General features: G+C 62.6%; 18 protein-coding genes. 9 read left to right on the top strand and 9 right to left on the bottom strand.

Annotated features, from left to right (window positions below):
* Window positions 1–25 precede the first annotated feature (25 nt).
* Window positions 26–709 (top strand): thiamine phosphate synthase, encoded by a 684-nt coding sequence (gene thiE / locus AC6I97_RS09520; RefSeq protein ID WP_224088180.1) that lies wholly within the window; start codon window positions 26–28, stop codon window positions 707–709.
* Window positions 710–753: 44 nt separating this feature from the next.
* Here the strand turns inward: thiE and AC6I97_RS09515 are convergent, their stop codons facing one another.
* Window positions 754–1422: a ferritin-like fold-containing protein gene (locus tag AC6I97_RS09515; RefSeq protein WP_224164847.1), complete on the bottom strand. Its 669-nt coding sequence runs from the start codon at window positions 1420–1422 to the stop codon at window positions 754–756.
* Between the two features lie 41 nt (window positions 1423–1463).
* Here AC6I97_RS09515 and AC6I97_RS09510 point away from each other — a divergent pair, with 41 nt between their 5' ends.
* From AC6I97_RS09510 to AC6I97_RS09500, 3 genes are all read left to right on the top strand, one after another.
* Window positions 1464–2948, top strand: coding sequence for an RNB domain-containing ribonuclease (locus AC6I97_RS09510; RefSeq protein WP_497944763.1), 1485 nt, complete (start codon window positions 1464–1466; stop codon window positions 2946–2948).
* Window positions 2949–3234: 286 nt separating this feature from the next.
* Window positions 3235–4944 (top strand): DEAD/DEAH box helicase, encoded by a 1710-nt coding sequence (locus tag AC6I97_RS09505; RefSeq protein ID WP_224088184.1) that lies wholly within the window; start codon window positions 3235–3237, stop codon window positions 4942–4944.
* 8 nt (window positions 4945–4952) lie between these two features.
* On the top strand, window positions 4953–5816 hold the full coding sequence (locus AC6I97_RS09500) for a DNA-methyltransferase (protein ID WP_224088186.1): 864 nt from the start codon (window positions 4953–4955) through the stop codon (window positions 5814–5816).
* A gap of 13 nt (window positions 5817–5829) precedes the next feature.
* Here the strand turns inward: AC6I97_RS09500 and AC6I97_RS09495 are convergent, their stop codons facing one another.
* Both AC6I97_RS09495 and AC6I97_RS09490 read right to left on the bottom strand, forming a co-directional pair.
* The gene (locus AC6I97_RS09495; protein ID WP_224088188.1) at window positions 5830–6192 is read right to left on the bottom strand and encodes a hypothetical protein; all 363 of its coding nucleotides are present in this window, start codon (window positions 6190–6192) and stop codon (window positions 5830–5832) included.
* A 153-nt stretch (window positions 6193–6345) separates the two neighbouring features.
* On the bottom strand, window positions 6346–7194 hold the full coding sequence (locus AC6I97_RS09490; RefSeq protein ID WP_224088190.1) for a PHP domain-containing protein: 849 nt from the start codon (window positions 7192–7194) through the stop codon (window positions 6346–6348).
* 81 nt (window positions 7195–7275) lie between these two features.
* Here AC6I97_RS09490 and AC6I97_RS09485 point away from each other — a divergent pair, with 81 nt between their 5' ends.
* Window positions 7276–8859 carry an aminopeptidase P family protein gene (locus AC6I97_RS09485; RefSeq protein WP_497944762.1) on the top strand — a complete coding sequence of 528 codons (1584 nt, stop codon included), beginning with the start codon at window positions 7276–7278 and terminating at the stop codon, window positions 8857–8859.
* 112 nt (window positions 8860–8971) lie between these two features.
* On the opposite strand, the gene AC6I97_RS09480 is transcribed toward AC6I97_RS09485, so the two are convergent.
* Window positions 8972–9808, bottom strand: a complete 837-nt coding sequence (locus AC6I97_RS09480; protein WP_497944761.1) for a YflT domain-containing protein — start codon at window positions 9806–9808, stop codon at window positions 8972–8974.
* A 76-nt stretch (window positions 9809–9884) separates the two neighbouring features.
* Here AC6I97_RS09480 and AC6I97_RS09475 point away from each other — a divergent pair, with 76 nt between their 5' ends.
* The 3 genes from AC6I97_RS09475 to AC6I97_RS09465 are packed head-to-tail and all read left to right on the top strand — an operon-like array spanning window position 9885 to window position 13014.
* The gene (locus tag AC6I97_RS09475) at window positions 9885–11165 is read left to right on the top strand and encodes a magnesium transporter MgtE N-terminal domain-containing protein (RefSeq protein WP_224164857.1); all 1281 of its coding nucleotides are present in this window, start codon (window positions 9885–9887) and stop codon (window positions 11163–11165) included.
* On the top strand, window positions 11158–11883 hold the full coding sequence (locus AC6I97_RS09470) for a DUF1003 domain-containing protein (protein WP_224088193.1): 726 nt from the start codon (window positions 11158–11160) through the stop codon (window positions 11881–11883). The genes AC6I97_RS09475 and AC6I97_RS09470 overlap by 8 nt, the downstream gene beginning before the upstream one ends.
* A 3-nt stretch (window positions 11884–11886) precedes the next feature.
* Window positions 11887–13014, top strand: a complete 1128-nt coding sequence (locus tag AC6I97_RS09465; protein WP_497944760.1) for an Mrp/NBP35 family ATP-binding protein — start codon at window positions 11887–11889, stop codon at window positions 13012–13014.
* Between the two features lie 32 nt (window positions 13015–13046).
* Here AC6I97_RS09465 and AC6I97_RS09460 read toward each other — a convergent pair whose 3' ends face one another.
* From AC6I97_RS09460 to sigE, 3 genes are read right to left on the bottom strand one after another with little or no spacing between them, the layout of a single operon-like run.
* Window positions 13047–13445: a twin-arginine translocase TatA/TatE family subunit gene (locus AC6I97_RS09460; protein ID WP_224088194.1), complete on the bottom strand. Its 399-nt coding sequence runs from the start codon at window positions 13443–13445 to the stop codon at window positions 13047–13049.
* 31 nt (window positions 13446–13476) lie between these two features.
* Window positions 13477–14433 carry a hypothetical protein gene (locus AC6I97_RS09455; RefSeq protein ID WP_497944759.1) on the bottom strand — a complete coding sequence of 319 codons (957 nt, stop codon included), beginning with the start codon at window positions 14431–14433 and terminating at the stop codon, window positions 13477–13479.
* Window positions 14434–14440: 7 nt separating this feature from the next.
* Window positions 14441–15064: an RNA polymerase sigma factor SigE gene (sigE, locus tag AC6I97_RS09450; protein WP_497944758.1), complete on the bottom strand. Its 624-nt coding sequence runs from the start codon at window positions 15062–15064 to the stop codon at window positions 14441–14443.
* A gap of 236 nt (window positions 15065–15300) precedes the next feature.
* Between sigE and AC6I97_RS09445 the strand changes: the two genes are divergently transcribed.
* Complete coding sequence (locus AC6I97_RS09445) at window positions 15301–15933, top strand: O-methyltransferase (protein ID WP_224088197.1); 633 nt, start codon at window positions 15301–15303, stop codon at window positions 15931–15933.
* A 123-nt stretch (window positions 15934–16056) separates the two neighbouring features.
* On the opposite strand, the gene AC6I97_RS09440 is transcribed toward AC6I97_RS09445, so the two are convergent.
* The gene (locus AC6I97_RS09440) at window positions 16057–16224 is read right to left on the bottom strand and encodes a DUF3117 domain-containing protein (RefSeq protein WP_064721643.1); all 168 of its coding nucleotides are present in this window, start codon (window positions 16222–16224) and stop codon (window positions 16057–16059) included.
* 229 nt (window positions 16225–16453) lie between these two features.
* Window positions 16454–17644, bottom strand: coding sequence for a putative hexosyltransferase (locus AC6I97_RS09435; RefSeq protein ID WP_497947008.1), 1191 nt, complete (start codon window positions 17642–17644; stop codon window positions 16454–16456).
* Window positions 17645–17669 lie beyond the last annotated feature (25 nt).

Here is a 17669-nt window from a genome sequence, read left to right as displayed (position 1 = left end):
GTTTAGAGGAACTACTCTGGTTTCCATGACCCAGCATGATGTCCACACCACTGCCCGCCTTTACTTGTGCACTGATGCCCGCAAACGCCAGGGCGATTTCGAAGACTTCGTCGACGCCGCGTTTGAGGGCGGCGTCGACATCATCCAGCTTCGCGACAAGACGCTCGAGGCCGCCGAGGAGCTTGAGGTCCTGGAGGTCCTGCACAACGTTGCCCAGCGGCACGGAAGGCTGTGGGCCGTCAACGACCGCGCCGATGTTGCCAGTATTTCCGGGGCTCCGGTGTTCCATATCGGCCAAAAAGACATCCCGTTACGCGCTGCACGGCACCTCCTCCACGACCGCACGGTCATCGGCCTGTCCACCCATACCCCGGACCAGGTTGACGCCGCGATAGCTGCCTCCCCCGGCAGGAGCGGACTGGATTATTTCTGTGTTGGCCCGGTGTGGGCAACGCCCACAAAGCCAGGCCGTGAAGCAGTTGGGCTGGACCTGGTCACATATGCCGCGGAAGCCGTAAAGCGCGCGGATGAGGAGACCGTAGGCGGCGTCCTCCTCCCCTGGTTCGCCATCGGCGGCATAGACCTCACCAATGTTGAACAGGTGGTTGCAGCCGGAGCCAGCCGGATCGTGGTGGTACGTGCCATCACTGAGGCGGAGGACCCGACGGCGGCGGCCAAGACCTTGCTGGAAGCGCTCGACGCCGGATAACCACCCCGGCGCCTTGGCTGCTGCGGAGGATATTCGAAAGTGTCCTAAGCCGTGAGCCCCAGCCCGGACATGCGTCGCCCATGCCGCTCCGCCAGCTCAGCGGTGAGGGCCTTGACTGCATTGCGTGCATCCCCGCCGCCCTTGAGCAGCGGTCCCAGCTGGGGATGTTCCATGCCTACGCGTTGTGCTTGCGTCAGGGCTTCACCGACCAGGCGGCGGCCCCACAAAGCCAGGCGCGACGCCAGGCGGGGGTCATCAGACAGGGCCCTTCGCAGGAGGATGCGTAAAACTTCCGTGGCTTGGTCGGCGGAGGCCACCTTCTGGACAAAGAGTTGCGTCCCGCCGTCAAGGAACGACGCGACCATGCGGTAGAAGTCCGATGACACGGTGTCGATCACATAGGCCTTCATGACGGATTCAAACCAGTCCGCTGGCTTTGTTCGCTCGTGGAAGTGGTCAAACGAGCGCTGGAACGGAAGCATGGCTTCTTCGGCATCGAGTCCCATCTCCGAGAGCCGGCTGCTGATCAAGGCGAAGTTTCCGTAAGCGCCGACGGCGATCTTTGCCAGTACTGCCCTGTCATGGAGGTTGGGAGCGTACCGCGAGTCGAAAGACAGCCGGCCAAACGCGGAGAGCTCGCCGTACGCCATGGCCCCCAGCAGCTCCGAAGAGAGTCGCTGGATGCGAGCATTATCGTCCAAGGAAGTGCTCATGGTCCAAGACTATCCAGCGATTTCGGGCTAACCTGATTTTCGTGTCACATCATCGGATTTCGCCCAACGTCGACGACTCGTCGGACCAGCTCGCGGCGGCATTTGCAGCCCTCCGGACCGAACTGGAGCTCCCGGGCGAGTATCCGGCCGAAGCCGTGGCGGAAGCCCGCAAAGCGGTGGAAAACCATACGCTGCCGGACCGTGACCTCAGGGACATTCCGTTTGTCACCATTGATCCAGCCACGTCCACCGATTTGGACCAAGCGGTGTTCATTGAACGTGCCGGCGACGGTTACAAAGTCCTCTACGCAATCGCGGACGTGCCATCCTTCGTTGCTCCCGGCGGGGCGCTCGATGCCGAAACCCGGCAACGGGGACAAACGTTTTACGCTCCTGACGGGAGGATCCCACTGCACCCGGAGGTCATCAGCGAAAACGCCGGAAGCCTGCTGGCCGGTCAGGACTGCAGCGCCTTCGTATGGGACTTCGAACTGGACCTCAATGCGGAGGTAACCGCCACGTCCGTAGCCCGTGGCACTGTCCGTAGCCGCACGAAGCTCAGTTACAAAGGTGCCCAGGAGCAGATCGATGCCGGCACAGCCCCGGAGGTCCTTGAGCTCCTCAAGGAGGTTGGCCTGAAGCGCGTGGAGCTGGAACGACTCCGCGGTGGCGCCAACCTGAACATGCCGGAGCAGGAAATCGTCCAGGCGACAGGTGGCGGAGGCTACAGGATTGTGGCCGCGCCGTCCTTGCCTGTGGAGGACTGGAATGCGCAGATATCCCTCATGACCGGGATGGCGGCCGCCCAACTGATGCTTGACGGAAAAGTGGGCATCCTGCGCACCATGCCGGCACCGGATGAGCGGTCACTGCTCCACTTCAAGCGCCAGACAAAGGCCCTCGGGAAACCCTGGGACGGCGAGATCACCTACGGTGAGTACCTTCGGACACTTGACGCTTCGGATCCCAAACAACTTGCGATCCTGCACTCCGCAGGCACACTCTTCCGCGGCGCTGGATACACGCCTTTCGATGGCGAACTTCCCCCCAACATCATCCAGTCAGCAATCGGCGCACCCTATGCCCACACCACTGCCCCTTTGCGTCGCCTCATCGACCGTTTTGTCCTGGTGATCTGCGAGGCCCTCAGCAACGGCCAGCAGATCCCCGCCTGGGCACGGGAAGCACTTCCATCCCTGCCTGAGATCATGGCCTCATCCGACCAACTGGCCGGCCGGCTTGAGCGTCTGGCCATGGACACAGTGGAAGCTGCACTCGTGGCCAACCACATCGGCGAGGAGTTCGACGCGGTCGTCATCTCCGGTTCCAAGCCGTCCAACGGCACGACCAATGGCAATGGAAGGGCAAACGGAAACGGCAATGGGCCGTTCGGCATCATCCAGATAGCCGAACCCGCGGTGACCGCCCGATGTGACGGCGAAATGGAATCGGGCACCAAGGTGCGGGTGCAACTCCTGAAGGCCGATATCGCCAGCCGCGAGATCCGCTTTACCCTGCTCCCCTAAGGCCCCGCAGGACCCGAACTGCCGCCGATCCGGGCTTTAGCGCTCCCAGAGGATAGACTGACCCTGTAGTAATGGATGCCCGGTCGTTGATTCAGTTAATTTTTGAACTCAACAAGCCCGCCCCTACGCGATCTTGAGATGTGCCCGCTGGTCACCAGTGCCAGTACTTAGATAGCCCGCGATCGGCTTCCACTGGATTAGCTTGCGCGCCCGTTCGTGCTCCGGTACGGCTCCGCCACCCGTTGAGCATGCAGCGCCAATGCCCAAATGAATAAGGAAACTCCCTGTGAGTGAATTGCACACCCATGAAGTCCTGACGGACGCCACCGGCACCGAATCCATCGAGCCCGAGGAAACGATCATCTCTGATGAGACGCCCCACGAGATCGAAGAGAAATCGTTCGCTGACTACAACGTCCGCGCCGACATCGTCGAATCCCTCGCCGATGCCGGTATCACCCATCCCTTCCCCATCCAGGCCATGACGCTGCCCGTAGCCCTTAGCGGCCACGACATCATCGGCCAGGCCAAGACCGGTACAGGCAAGACCCTCGGTTTCGGCATTCCGGCACTGCAGCGCGTGGAAGGCCGCGATGACCCCGGCTACGCCAAGCTGGCCGTCCCCGGTGCCCCGCAGGCCCTGGTCATCGTTCCTACCCGTGAGCTTGCGGTCCAGGTAGCCAACGATCTCCAGACAGCATCCCGCAAGCGCAACGCCCGCATCGCCACGATCTACGGCGGCCGTGCCTATGAACCGCAGATTGACGCCCTCCAGAAGGGCGTCGAGGTAGTGGTTGGCACCCCGGGCCGTTTGATCGACCTCTACAAGCAGAAGCACCTCAGCCTGAAGAACGTCAAAATGGTGATCCTGGACGAGGCCGACGAAATGCTGGACCTCGGCTTCCTGCCGGACGTGGAAACACTCATCGCTGGCACGCCGGCCGTTCGCCAGACCTTGCTCTTCTCCGCCACAATGCCCGGCCCGGTCATCGCGATGGCCCGCCGCTACATGACGCAGCCCACCCACATCCGCGCGGCCGACCCGAACGACGAAGGCCTCACCAAGCGCGACATCCGCCAGCTCATCTACCGTGCCCACAGCATGGACAAGACCGAGGTAGTGGCCCGCATCCTGCAGGCCCGCGGACGTGGACGCACCATTATCTTCACCAAAACCAAGCGCACCGCGGCCAAGGTCGCGGAGGAACTGGTGGACCGCGGATTTGCCGCTGCTGCGATCCACGGCGACCTCGGCCAGGGCGCGCGCGAGCAGGCTCTCCGCGCGTTCCGCAACAACAAGGTAGACGTCCTGGTTGCCACGGACGTTGCCGCCCGGGGCATCGACGTTGATGACGTTACGCACGTCATCAACTACCAGTGCGTGGAAGACGAAAAGATCTACCTGCACCGGGTGGGCCGTACCGGCCGCGCCGGCAACAAGGGAACAGCCGTAACCTTTGTCGACTGGGACGACATGCCCCGCTGGGGCCTGATCAACAAAGCACTGGGGCTCAGCGTTCCGGAGCCGGTTGAAACCTACTCTTCTTCCCCCCACCTCTACAGTGACCTCGACATTCCCGAGGGCACCAAGGGCCGCCTCCCGCGCAACAAGCGCACCCTTGCCGGCGTCGATGCCGAGGTCCTTGAGGACCTGGGCGAAACAGGCAAGAAGAACTCCCGTTCCGGCGGTTCATCCCGTGAAGGCGGACGCGATGGCGGCCGCGGCAGGGACGGCGGCCGTGGCCGTGGAAACGCAGCCAAGTCCACCGAAGCCAACTCGGAATCCAAGGGCGAGGGCGGACGCAACCGTACGCGCCGCCGTCGTACATCCGAAGCCGATGCGGCCCCTGCTGCCGGTTCCTCCGAAACCCGTACCGCTACCGGCGAAAATGCCGAGAAGCCGGCCCGCACGCGCCGTACGCGCACGCGCCGCCGTAACGGCGAAGTGGTTTCCGGCGGGACCGCTGGCGCCCAGTCCGGTACCTCCGAGGCCTAAAGTCCTCAATGACTGAAACTGTTTGGGCGCCGGACGGCGGCAATCTGGTGGTGCACGCGGACAACGCGGAATTCCTCCCGACGCTGCCGGACGGCGCCTTCACACTCATTTACGTGGACCCGCCCTTCAACACGGGCCGGGTCCAACGCCGCCAGGAAACGCGCATGGTCCGCAACGCGGACGGCGACGGCGACCGCGTCGGGTTCAAGGGCCGCTCCTACGACACCATCAAGGGTGCCCTTCACAGCTACGATGACGCCTTCAGCGACTACTGGTCCTTCCTGGAACCCAAGCTCGTAGAGGCCTGGCGGCTCCTTGCCGACGACGGCACGCTATACCTGCACCTGGACTACCGCGAAGTGCACTACGCCAAGGTGATGTTGGACGCCATCTTCGGCCGGGAATGTTTCCTCAACGAAATCATCTGGGCCTACGACTACGGCGCCCGGGCCAAAAACCGCTGGCCCACCAAGCACGACAACATCCTGGTGTACGTAAAAAACCCTGCGAAGTATCACTTCGACAACGCCGAAGTGGACCGCGAACCCTACATGGCCCCCGGCCTGGTCACACCTGCCAAACGCGAGCGGGGAAAGCTCCCCACGGACGTCTGGTGGCACACCATTGTTTCGCCCACCGGCAGGGAAAAGACCGGTTACCCCACCCAGAAACCCGAAGGCCTGGTGCGCAGGATCGTCTCTGCTTCGAGCCGCGAGGGCGACTGGTGCCTGGACTTCTTTGCCGGATCAGGAACCCTGGGCGCTGTTGCCGCCAAGCTCGGGCGCAACTTTGTCTGCGTGGACCAGAACGAGCAAGCCATTGAGGTCATGCGGAAGCGGCTGGGCGCCAAGGCGTCGTTCCACTGCAACTAGAGGCGTCTTCTGGTCAGCCGCACCCGTGCATCAATTGGATTCCGTGCTCGCCCTGCCTATTGTCCAGGGCTGCCCCATAGGAATCACACAATGCGTTGACCAGCAGTGCGAAGCCTTGGCCGTTCTGATAATTCCCTTCACCGCCGGGCACATCAGGCACCGTGCCTGGAGGAAGGAACACCCAGGCGCCCCAGGCTTCCACATAGCCCCAGTTTCCGCTGAAGTGGACGTTGCTGCTGATATCCGGCACAAATACCCACTCGGTGCCTGTGTAGGCCGGGCGGCTCACGTTATTGCAGTCCAGGGCATTTGCTGTGGCAGGGATGAACATTAAGGCTGCTGCAAGGGCTGTTGCAGCCAAGGATTTCTTGAACATGATTGCTCCATCGACGGGGTGAGTCATTGGTTGCGATGAGACCTTCAGTGGTGCGGCCCAGCCCGCCTCCCCCACGAGCGCCAGACTACTCTTCCCCCGCAGCACGTCAACCTATTTTCCGAACCCGTGGTACCGGGCAGCGGTGGTCCTCGTTTATGGCCGCACAACCGTGCTGCCGGTTGCCAGTTCCTCGATCCTTGCCAGGACGTCCGGGGATGTCAGGTTCTCTCCCAGCAGATTCGGTTTGCCGGCTCCGTGGTAGTCGGATGATCCGGTGATGAGCAGCCCATGCTCGGACGCCATGGTGCGAAGGAAGGCACGTCCTTCTTCAGGGTTGTCGCGGTGATCGATTTCCAGGCCCAGCAGTCCGGCGTCTATCATCTCCCGGTACGTCCGCTCCCCCACGATCCGTCCCCTCGCCGAAGCGACCGGGTGCGCGAAGACCGGCACGCCGCCGGCGGCACGGACAAGTTCGACGGCGGTAGCGGGGTCGGGTGCGTAGTGCTGCACAAAGTATCGCGAATGCGAGGTGAGTATGGACGTGAAGGCCTCGGAGCGGTCCGCGACCACGCCGGCAGCGACCAAGGCATCCGCGATATGCGGGCGCCCTACTGTGGCACCAGGAGCCACATGGTGGATGACGTCGTCCCACGTCAAGGGGTAATCCTCGGACAGCAGGGTGACCATGCGCTCAGCACGCGTGAGCCGGGCGTCCTTTGACTTGGTGATCTCTTCAAGAAGCCCGGGGTGGGAAGGATCATGCAGGTAGCTCAACAGGTGGACGCTGATTCCCTGCTCCGTCCGGCACGAGATCTCCATTCCCGGAACAAAAGTGACTCCATGTTCCTTGGCCGCGGCAGCAGCAAGCTCCCAGCCATCAGTGGAATCGTGGTCCGTCAACGCAATGACGTCCAGGCCTGCAGCTGCGGCCGAAATGATCACCCCGGCCGGAGTCTCGGTTCCGTCGGAAACATTCGAGTGCGTATGCAGGTCTATCCTCACTTTCCCAGCCTATGGGATGCGGACCGGCTTGGGGGTGTTGCGCCGTTGGCCTCCTCACGAAACTGGTGGGACGATGTAACGGTGAATGATGCCGAAAACACCCCGTACGCGGAATCCACAGATTCCCAGCCCCTGCAAGAACGCGTCAACAACCGTTCGCAGCGGCCCACATCCGATGCCTTCAAGGCATTCATGGCCAGCAACTGGGCGCCCGCACCGCAGGTAAACCCCGCTCGTGACGCCGTGGCAGACCACGCCGCCCGCCGCCGTCGCGCAATTTCCGAACTGTTCAAGGGTGAACGGCTCGTTATCCCGGCCGGTCCGCTCAAGGTCCGCTCAAACGACTGCGACTACCGCTTCCGCCCCCACTCCGGATTCGCCCACCTCACCGGGTTGGGCCTGGACCACGAGCCGGATGCCGTTTTGATCCTGGAACCGGCCGGTGAAGGAAAGGGCGACGACGGCGGCCACCACACTGCCACCCTGTACTTCCGTCCCCTGGCGGGCCGCGATACCGAACAGTTCTACGCCGACTCCCGGGCCGGTGAATTCTGGATTGGCGCACGGCCCACACTGGCAGAATTCAAAGCCCGCCTGGGTCTGCCCACGGCGCACATTTCCGAACTTGAGCTGGCCATCACGAAGAACGTGGGCGCGCAGGAAATCGGCGGCATCTCCATCCGTCTGGTCCGCAAGGTAGATGAGAACATCGATGCTTTGGTGGACACCGCCCGTTACAACACGGCCAAGGATCCTGAGAACCTTGATCTGGGCGAACTCGATGCTTTGGACGAAAAGCTCAGTGAAGCACTCTCCGAACTCCGCCTGATCAAGGACGAGTGGGAGATCGAGCAGATGAAGATCGCCGTTGCCGCCACCGTGGAAGGCTTCGCCGACGTCGTGCGCGCTCTCCCGCGTGCTTTGACGCACAAGCGCGGCGAACGCGTGGTTGAAGGCGCTTTCTTCGCCCGTGCCCGCGAGGAAGGCAACGAACTCGGCTACGACACCATTGCGGCTTCAGGCAACAACGCCACGGTGCTGCACTGGACCCGCAACTCGGGCCCCGTCAACGCTGGTGAACTCCTGCTGCTTGACGCAGGAGTCGAGGCTGATTCGCTGTACACAGCGGATGTCACCCGGACCCTGCCGGCAAACGGCGCTTTCACCGAGGTGCAGCGCAAGGTCTACGAAGCTGTCCTGGACGCCGCCGATGCGGGGTTTGCCGCCGCACAGCCCGGCGTGAAATTCCGGGACATCCACACTGCAGCCACCACGGTGCTTGCTGAGCGCCTTGCTGAATGGGGTCTGCTGCCTGTCTCTGTCGAGGAAGCCATCAGCCCCGAAGGCCAGCAGCACCGCCGCTGGATGCCACACGGAACCAGCCATCACCTCGGCCTGGACGTCCACGACTGTGCCCAGGCCAAGCGTGAGCTTTACCTGGATGGAATCCTCACTGAGGGCATGGTCTTCACGATCGAGCCCGGCCTGTACTTCAAGAACGAAGACCTCGCCATTCCCGCCGAATACCGTGGCATCGGTGTCCGCATCGAGGACGACATCCTCATGACCGCGGATGGCCCCGTGAACCTGAGCGCGGCATTGCCACGCAAAGCCGACGACGTCGAGTCCTGGATGGCCGGCATCTACCAGGAAGCTGCGGGCTAGCCTCCAGCAAGGGGACCCGGTCCGGCAGACAACAGCACAGCCGACATCAGAACAAAGGGAAGGCCACCGGATGTATGCATCCGGTGGCCTTCCCTTTGTACTTCTTATACAGCTATTGCTTGTGGGAATCGCCGTTCCCGGGCCGCTGTTCCTCTTGCCGGTGTTCCTCGGGCCGGTGTTCCTCGGGCCGGGGGGCATTCTGGCCCTCCGTGACCCGGACACCGTACTGGGGGCGGCCATCGGGCAGGTCCGGATAGCGCACGGGTGACGGCGTCGGGTTCTGTACTGGCTGTGCAGCAGGAGCCTGCGCGCCGGAAGCAGCGGATTCGGTGGGCTCCGGTCCGCGCTGGCCATAGGGATCGTTCCAGGTGGCAGGACGGTCAGGTGCCTGGCCGGGCTGCTGGAAGGGCGCGTTTGGCTGACCGTAATTTTGTGCTTGCCCGGTGGCAGCCTGTGCGGAATTCATGGGCAGTTGGTGGAGCAACCTGCGGGCTTCGTGGGCTGCCTCGATGGCAACAATGACATCGTAATTGGTGGCGACCACCTGGCTTGTGGACGTGAAGTCGCGCTTGCCGCGCTGGGTGGCGTACGTGGCGATGCCGAACAGCATGAAGAAAGCTGCACCCATAAGCACGGATGTGATGATGGAGAAGGTGCCGCCAGCGGGCGTGAAGAAGGAGAGCATGACGCCGACGAAGAGGCCGAACCACATGCCGCTCAAAGCACCGGACAAGGCAACGCGTGGGTAGCTCAGCCGCCCGGTGACCCGCTCCACCATCTTGAGGTCGTTGCCCACGATCGACACCAGGTGCACGGGGAACTGCTGGTCTGCGAGGTAGTCCACCGCCTTTTGGGCATCCAAATATGAGGTGTACGAGCCAACAGTGTCGCCTTGGGGTACGCTGCGGGACTCCTCAACGGCTTTAGGAGCACCAAAAATGTTTGACATAGCCCCATTGTGTCGCATGTAGATGTGAAGCGGCTGGAATTCAGCTAAAAGAGAGCAGACTCGGTAGCCTGTAAACATGAGCACACATCCCTCACGCGTCTTTGTCGCGCGTCTGCTCGGCTTGGACGTTTTCGACCCCCTGGGCGATCGTTTAGGCCGGTTGCGCGACGTCGTCGTGCTCTCCCGGGGGACCCGCGGCGCCCCGCATGTCGTAGGCATCGTGGTGGAAGTGCCCGGCAAGAAGCGCGTCTTCGTACCGATGACCCGGATCACCTCCATCGACCAGACCCAGATCATCTGCACTGGCTTGGTGAACCTGCGTCGTTTCGAACAACGGGGCGCGGAAACGCTCGTGGTCGCGGAAATGTTTGATCGCCGCGTCACCCTTGCCGATGGCAGCGATGCAACGATCGAGGACATCGCGATGGACCAGCACCGGTCCAAGGACTGGTTCGTCAGCAAACTCTTCGTCCGTCGCGGGCATTCCTTGTCCCCCCTGAGCAGGCTCCGCCGCAACGAGACCCTGATCATTGACTGGGCGGACGCGCAGACCGGCGGGCATAACGAACCCCAGGCCGCAACACAGTTCGTTGCCACGCACGAGGACCTCAAACCTGCCGACTTCGCCGAGGCCCTGCAGGAGATGAGCGACAAGCGCCGCTTTGAAGTGGCAAGCGAACTTCAGGACGAACGGTTGGCAGACGTCCTCCAGGAGCTTCCCGAGGACGACCAGGTGGAGATCCTGTCCGCCCTGGACGTGGAACGGGCCGCCGATGTCCTGGAAGAAATGGATCCCGACGACGCCGCCGACCTCCTCGCCGAACTCCCCTCCGCCCAAGCGGAAGAACTGTTGCAGCTCATGGAGCCTCAGGAAGCCGAAGATGTCCGGCGTCTCCTGGAGTACGACGAAGACACTGCAGGTGGCCTCATGACACCTGTGCCCGTCATCCTTCCTCCCGAAGCCACGGTCGCCGAAGCACTTGCCCACGTCCGCCGCGAGGAACTCTCCCCCGCCTTGGCGTCCTCCATCTTCATCACACGGCCTCCGCTGGAAACGCCCACCGGGCGCTTCCTGGGCGTTGTACATATACAACAACTCCTGCGCTTCCCTCCGCCGGAGCCGCTGGGAAACCTTGTTGACAAGAACCTGGAGCCGTTGTCGGACCAGGCGCACATCAGCGAAGTAGCCCGGACCCTGGCCACGTACAACCTGAACTCCCTGCCCGTCGTCGACGACGACGGCCGCCTTGTGGGGGCGGTGACTGTTGATGACGTGTTGGATCACCTGTTGCCCGATGACTGGCGCGCTCACGAGGACGACGCCCCTATAAGGAAACTCGGAGGCCGCATTGGCTGATAACAACGCCCCCCGATCCCCCAGGTCCACTGGACGTACGAACAGTCCCGGCAGCCTGGACACGCCGCTGAGCGGGCGTCAACGCATACTGCCCAAGTTCTCCCCCAACCCTGACGCATTCGGCAATGCCACGGAGGGCTTTGCGCGCTTCATGGGTACGCCGCAGTTCCTCGTGTACATGACGGTCTTCTGTCTCTTCTGGCTGGCATGGAATACGTTTGCGCCCACGGAGTGGCAGTTCGACCGCGTGGAACTCGGCTTCACGCTCTTGACGCTCATGCTGTCGCTGCAGGCTTCGTACGCGGCACCGCTCCTGCTGCTGGCCCAGAACCGTCAGGACGACCGGGACCGGGTGTCGCTGCAGCAGGACCGCCAGCGGGCCGAGCGGAACCTGTCAGACACTGAATACTTGACCCGTGAACTGGCTTCCCTGCGAATCGCACTCCGTGAAGTAGCCACCCGCGACTACGTCCGCGCCGAACTCCGCAGCCTGCTGGAAGACATCATCGATGCCCAGGAGGAACTGCGGGAGAGCGAAGCGGCAGCAGAGGGAAACGAGTCTTCGGCCGACAAGGTCAAAGAGAAGCTCAAGGAGAAACGGGACAAGTCGCGTGGACCACGCACGCAACAGATCCCCAAAGTACGCCCGCAACGTCCGGGGCCCCAGCACTCCAGCGCGAAGCCGGCCCCTACCGAAAATCCTGAAAGCCGAGCGTAACCCATGACCACCCCATCGGCCGAGGCACTTCACGCTGCCCTGGCAACCGTCATCGACCCCGAGTTGCGGCGTCCAATCACCGAACTTGGCATGGTGGAGTCGGTGTCAGCCACCGACGACGGCAACGTCCATGTAGCAGTACTGCTCACGATCGCCGGTTGCCCGCTCCGCGACACCATTACGGCGGATGCGACCACTGCGTTGTCAGGCATCGCAGGCGTCACCGGTGTTGACGTGGAGCTGAAGGTCATGACCCGCGCCCAGCGCGAGGCCCTGAAGGAACAACTGCGCGGTCCGGGTGGCCAGCGGGGCATCCCTTTCGCCAAGCCTGGCTCCTTGACGAAGGTCTACGCAGTGGCCAGCGGAAAAGGCGGCGTAGGTAAGTCTTCCGTCACCGTCAACCTCGCCTGCGCCCTGGCCGCCCAGGGCCTGCGGGTGGGTATCGTGGACGCCGACGTGCACGGCTTCTCCGTCCCGGGGCTCATGGGCATCACGCAGAAACCGACGCAGGTGGATGACATGATCCTGCCCCCTGTGGCCTACGGGGTGAAAGTCATATCAATTGGCATGTTCGTTGCGGGAAACCAGCCCGTGGCGTGGCGTGGTCCCATGCTGCACCGCGCTTTGGAGCAGTTCCTCACGGACGTCTACTTTGGTGACCTCGACGCCCTGTTCCTGGACCTGCCTCCCGGAACAGGCGATATCGCGATATCCGTGGCCCAGCTCCTCCCGAACGCCGAAATCCTCGTGGTAACCACCCCGCAGGCTGCCGCTGCGGACGTCGCCGAACGAGCCGGAACCATCGCAACCCAAACCGGCCAGAAGGTTGCCGGCGTCATCGAGAACATGTCCTTCCTGGAAATGCCCGACGGCGGTCGCATGGAATTGTTCGGAAGCGGCGGCGGTGCCGTCCTCGCTGAGCGTCTGAGTGCTGCTGTGGGCAGCGACGTGCCCCTGCTCGGCCAGATTCCCTTGGACATCCGCTTGCGTGAGGGCGGTGACGCCGGAAAGCCTGTAGTCCTTGCCGCGGGCGAAACTGCTGCTGCGAAGGCGTTGGAAGGCATTGCAGGGATGTTGGCAACGCGTCCGCGCGGATTGTCCGGCATGCCGCTGGGAATCCAGCCGCGCTGAAGCCACCGCGTTTCGAAAGAGACCCGGAAAGTTTACGTAGCTTCGGTATCGAAAGGCGCGGCCTCGCCTTCGGCGAGCCGCTCAATGATGCGGGCCGGAGCCTTGGGCTTCGTGTCCACTGCTGCGGCTGCAACTGTCGCCGCAGCAGCCGGCGCGCCTGCGTTGACGGGCTTGGAATCATCGTCAAGCAACGCATCCTTGATGATGCGTCGCGGATCGTATTGGCGGGGATCGTACTTCTTCCAGTCGACCTCATCGATGTCGATGCCGACTTCTTCCTTGATCTGCTCGCGTGCCCCGGAGGCCATCCGGCGGACTTCCTTCACCAGGTTTGCGAGCTTTTGAGTGTATTCGGGCAAACGGCTGGGACCGATGACGAGTACGCCGATAATCAGAAGGAGTATGAACTCCGGGCCGTTGATTCCAAGCACGCTACGAAGATTACCTTGTCTGTGGTGCCGGTCATAAACCAGCGGGACGGAGCAGTGTCCGGAGGCCGCGGATCATCCGTTCGGACCACGTCTCGGAGGCTTGCGGAGCTTTGTTGCTGAGCATGGAGTCCCCTGCACGAACCAACTCGGGAACGGCGTCGTCGGCTACATCAGCCGGGAGGTCCGACGAGTAGCTGAGGACTGCTGCGGAGGTCCGGTATACAGCCTCCCACGGCGTCCCCTGCGTGAGTGAGAGTTGCGCCGATGCCGGGCGTCCAGTAACGGCGATGTCCGAACCCTGCAGGTGCTCTTCCACGACAGTGGCGTAATGGCCGTTGCTTTCAAGCCGGAGTTCCACTGCCGGGTGACCGTAATGCATGGTGGCCTTGGCGGCTACGACGTGGAAGCCCATACCGCCAAGTTCAGGACATGCCCATCCCTGGTCCCGCAGGGCATCCAACTGTTCGGAACTCAAATTCACGGGCCCGGTGGGGCGGAAGTCCGGCGTCGCGACGGATTCCGACGTCATCATCAGTTCCGCGGGGCCGCCGGTAAATGCACTGGAAAGGGATGAAGCGCCGTTGCCTGCACCGATGGCTGCTTGCGGCGCGGTATCTCCTGCCACCGCATATGCGGCAAGGCCCAGCGCACCTGCACTTGCCGTGAGAGTGCCCGCGGCCACGCCGGCGATTCGAAGGGCCCGCCATGCACCACGCCTGGTCCGTGGATTTGCGACCGGCGCGGCCTGCTCATCCGCGAGTCGTTGTGTGTGCTGGAGCAAACGCGCGGTCAGGTCCTGGCTGGCTTCGGGCACCGCTGCTCCGCGAAGCCGTTCAAGATACTGCCGCTCCCTGTTCAGGGCAGCACGGCACTCCGGGCAATGCCGAAGGTGCTCCGGGTTCCGGGTGTGGCGCAGGGCAGCCAGTTTGTAACGTGCAGCCAGTTTGCGACGTGACAGGGCACCCGGACGGATGTGGCGTCGAGACATCGACTACCTAAAGAATGCTGGCGATGCGAGGCATCTTCAGGCGGGGCTTGAGGGCTTCAGCCGGACGTGGGTCACGGTGGGCGAGCTTCTCCCGCAGCATGGTGCGGCCACGATGGATACGGGACCTGACGGTGCCCAGCTTCACGCCCAGCGCCTCCGCCACTTCGTCATAGGACAATCCTTCAAGATCGCACAGAACAACGGCAGCCCTGAAATCCGGTGGCAGTTCTTCCAACGCACGCTGGACATCAAGGTCCAGGTTGTTGTGCTCGAAGCTCTGCTCGGGGCCTGGCTCACGGCCCGGCAGGCGTGACTCGGCGTCCTCGGCGAGGGCGTCAAAGCGGATCCGGCTCTTACGACGTGCCTGGTCCAGGAAAAGGTTGGTGGTGATCCGGTGCAGCCACCCGTCCAGGGTGCCCGGCTTGAAGTTTTCCAGCGAACGGAAAACCCTGACAAACACCTCCTGGGTGAGGTCCTCGGCGTCGAACTTATTTCCGGTCAGGCGGTAGGCAAGGCGGTACACCTTGGCGGAGTGGTTGGCGACCACGTCCTCCCAGCTGGGCGCAACCCAGTCCGTAACGGCCTCAAGGCTCTCCGATGTCTGGACTGGCGCAGCATGCGATGCCGGCATCGCCCACTCCCCTCAAACTGTGGTTCACCGGACTCCTCCGGTGCCGCCCACCACGTGGATGACCGGATCAATATCATCCCAAGTTTGTCTGGGAATTTCCTGACTAAGGCACATTTTCCACGCAAGGCGAAATCCTGCCGCAGACACAATCCCGGGACGGGTGCGAACAGGGGGTTTGGATCACCGGACACAGTAGGCTGGTACAGACACCCCTACGCGCGGAAAGCGAACCCTTCATGAGTGCCGACAAGTCAACCAGCTGGTCCTATGCAGAAGATCTGCCTGCTGAAGATGACGTGTTGTTGCGCGCCCGGGAGAGGTCCTTCGAGCTGGGAGTCAAGCCCATCAGCCCCGGCGTTGGCGCGGTGTTGACAGTCCTTGCCGCGGCTTCAAAGGCACAGACAGTAGTTGAGGTTGGCTCGGGCGCGGGGGTCTCAGGTGTTTGTCTGTTGCGGGGCCTGGGTCCACAAGCCGTCCTGACCACCATCGACGTCGATGTCGAACACCTCAAGGCCGCCCGCGAAGCCTTCCTGGAGTCGGGCAGCCCCGCCAACCGTACCCGGACCATCTCAGGAAGGGCCGCCGACGTCCTCCCACGCCTCACGGACTCCGCCTATGACCTTGTTTTCATCGACGCCGACAAGCCGAACTTTCCCCGCTACGTTGAACAGGCTGTCCGGTTGCTCAAGACCGGTGGCACCCTGGTGATCAACGACGCCTTGGATAAGGACCGCGTCTCAAATCCGGCAGCCCGCGACGCCACCACTGTGGTTCTTCGGCAAGTTGGCAAATCCATTCGCGACGACGACCGCCTGGCCTCTGCGATGCTTCCCACCGGCGACGGACTTCTGGTTGCTGTCAAAAAATAGGCAATTGCCATTTAGCGGACATTCTTAAAGAACGGCCCCCAAGAAACACGCTGCTGCTTAAACAAAAGCAGGGCTCCGGCTCCCGCCGGGCCCTGGTCTTTTGAATCCAGCCTGCCTATGAATCTATTCGGTAACGCCTACGAGGCATTCCTTGAGGTTCTCCGCCTCCGCGGCATTGAGCTCGACTACAAGCCGTCCTCCGCCTTCGAGCGGCACACGCATGATCAGGCTGCGTCCCTCTTTGGTTACTTCCATAGGGCCGTCGCCAGTACGTGGTTTCATAGCCGCCATTAGGAAAATCCCCTCCATTTGTCCCAAGTCACGCCCAACCCGGCCGGGCTGGATCCGCTTCGCAATTGCAGCCGGCGGCACCGCTTGGGAGGCCGCCTTGGCCGGGCACTTTTAGGTGCTTTTGTCCTTGCTCGTATTCCATTATCCCGTACTTACTGCTCCGTAGCGAATCAATGGACTAATTACCCCCACACGGAACAAACACACTTCCCGACGGCGGCCGGTCCGGTTATGGCGGATAGTCCCCGCCTCCAGGCAATGGCGCCCAGGCCCAAAGCCAAACCACCCAGACGATCTGGAGGAGGACAAACATGACGACGACGGTTCCCCTGTATGCCTTGGACCTGGACAGCAGCGCCGCACCGAGGGCAAGCGGGAAAAGAGGAAGCAACATCCGGAAAGTACTGGTCTGGGGATGCAGGAATACCAGCAAATAACCCATGTAGCAGGCGCACCAAAGTCGCATTTCCGTTCCCAGTGCGCGAACAGGCTTTGAAATCATCAGCAGCACGAACAAGCCGACGAAAACGAAGGGCGCCAACACGCCAAGAACCGGACCGAACAGCATCCGTCCGGTATCGAACCACGGCTTGAAGGGCACCAGATCGTGTCCTCGCCAGGCAGTTTCCGTCCGCGTGTAGGCGCTGGGATCCCCCGTGACTGCCCAGGCTATGGCTGGCCAGGCCAGGGCTCCGAGTCCGGTTGCCAGCACCAGGGCGCCCAGGGACAGGAGTTCCGGCGCGGACGAAGCCATTGCCCGGGGCTGGTCATCATTTTCTGATGGCCTGAAGTGCTGCCAGAGCCGCCAGACCAGGAGGAGGCCCAGCATGGCAGCGAAGGGGACTCCCGTGGGCCTGGACAAACACATCAACAGCACTACAGGTATGGCTGTCACGTAGCGTCGCCGGACCACCAGAAGCAATGAGCCGGACAGCAGCAGGAGGTTCAGGGATTCTGCGTAGGGCACCTGGAGAATTGGGGAGACCGGGAATGCGGACACGAAGATGACGCCCCACATCGCAGTGCGCCGGCTGGCTGCTTCCCTGAATAGTTTGAAGATCACCAAGGCAGCACCGAGGCCCGCAACCATGGCTATGGCAGTGAGGGCCTGCAGAGTCCCGAGTCCCGTAATGGCGGAGAGTCCCCGTCCAAGAAACGGGAACAGGGCATAAAAGGCCCAGGCGTTCTCCTTGACTACCCCGTTTGCATCCACCGGGAGCACGGAGGGGTAGCCGTTGTCCGCTGCCTGGGAATACCAGCGCGCATCCCAGATAGTGATGAAGTTCCAGTAGTCGGGGGCGGGCGGGAACCAAGGATTCACTCCCTGATGAACGGCAGCCGCCATAAAGATGCAGGCACTGACCACCCGGGCCACGACAAAAACCAACGAAACCTGCAGCCACCACGGCCACTGTGCCATCCGGGCTCCCGCGGCGGAGATACCG

The organism is Arthrobacter sp. TmtSoilC48 (assembly GCF_059739425.1).
Note: the sequence above shows the minus strand (reverse complement) of the source record. Positions and strands in the feature narration are given on the sequence as shown.

Excerpts from the sequence above, each read along its gene's own strand:
- thiE (WP_224088180.1), top strand. The coding sequence starts at position 26 with ATGACCCAGCATGATGTCCACACCACTGCCCGCCTTTACTTGTGCACT.
- AC6I97_RS09515 (WP_224164847.1), bottom strand. The coding sequence starts at position 1,422 with ATGAGCACTTCCTTGGACGATAATGCTCGCATCCAGCGACTCTCTTCG.
- AC6I97_RS09500 (WP_224088186.1), top strand. The coding sequence starts at position 4,953 with ATGACTGAAACTGTTTGGGCGCCGGACGGCGGCAATCTGGTGGTGCAC.
- AC6I97_RS09495 (WP_224088188.1), bottom strand. The coding sequence starts at position 6,192 with ATGTTCAAGAAATCCTTGGCTGCAACAGCCCTTGCAGCAGCCTTAATG.
- AC6I97_RS09480 (WP_497944761.1), bottom strand. The coding sequence starts at position 9,808 with ATGTCAAACATTTTTGGTGCTCCTAAAGCCGTTGAGGAGTCCCGCAGC.
- AC6I97_RS09475 (WP_224164857.1), top strand. The coding sequence starts at position 9,885 with ATGAGCACACATCCCTCACGCGTCTTTGTCGCGCGTCTGCTCGGCTTG.
- AC6I97_RS09465 (WP_497944760.1), top strand. The coding sequence starts at position 11,887 with ATGACCACCCCATCGGCCGAGGCACTTCACGCTGCCCTGGCAACCGTC.
- AC6I97_RS09455 (WP_497944759.1), bottom strand. The coding sequence starts at position 14,433 with ATGTCTCGACGCCACATCCGTCCGGGTGCCCTGTCACGTCGCAAACTG.
- sigE (WP_497944758.1), bottom strand. The coding sequence starts at position 15,064 with ATGCCGGCATCGCATGCTGCGCCAGTCCAGACATCGGAGAGCCTTGAG.
- AC6I97_RS09445 (WP_224088197.1), top strand. The coding sequence starts at position 15,301 with ATGAGTGCCGACAAGTCAACCAGCTGGTCCTATGCAGAAGATCTGCCT.
- AC6I97_RS09440 (WP_064721643.1), bottom strand. The coding sequence starts at position 16,224 with ATGGCGGCTATGAAACCACGTACTGGCGACGGCCCTATGGAAGTAACC.
- AC6I97_RS09435 (WP_497947008.1), bottom strand. The coding sequence starts at position 17,644 with ATGGCACAGTGGCCGTGGTGGCTGCAGGTTTCGTTGGTTTTTGTCGTG.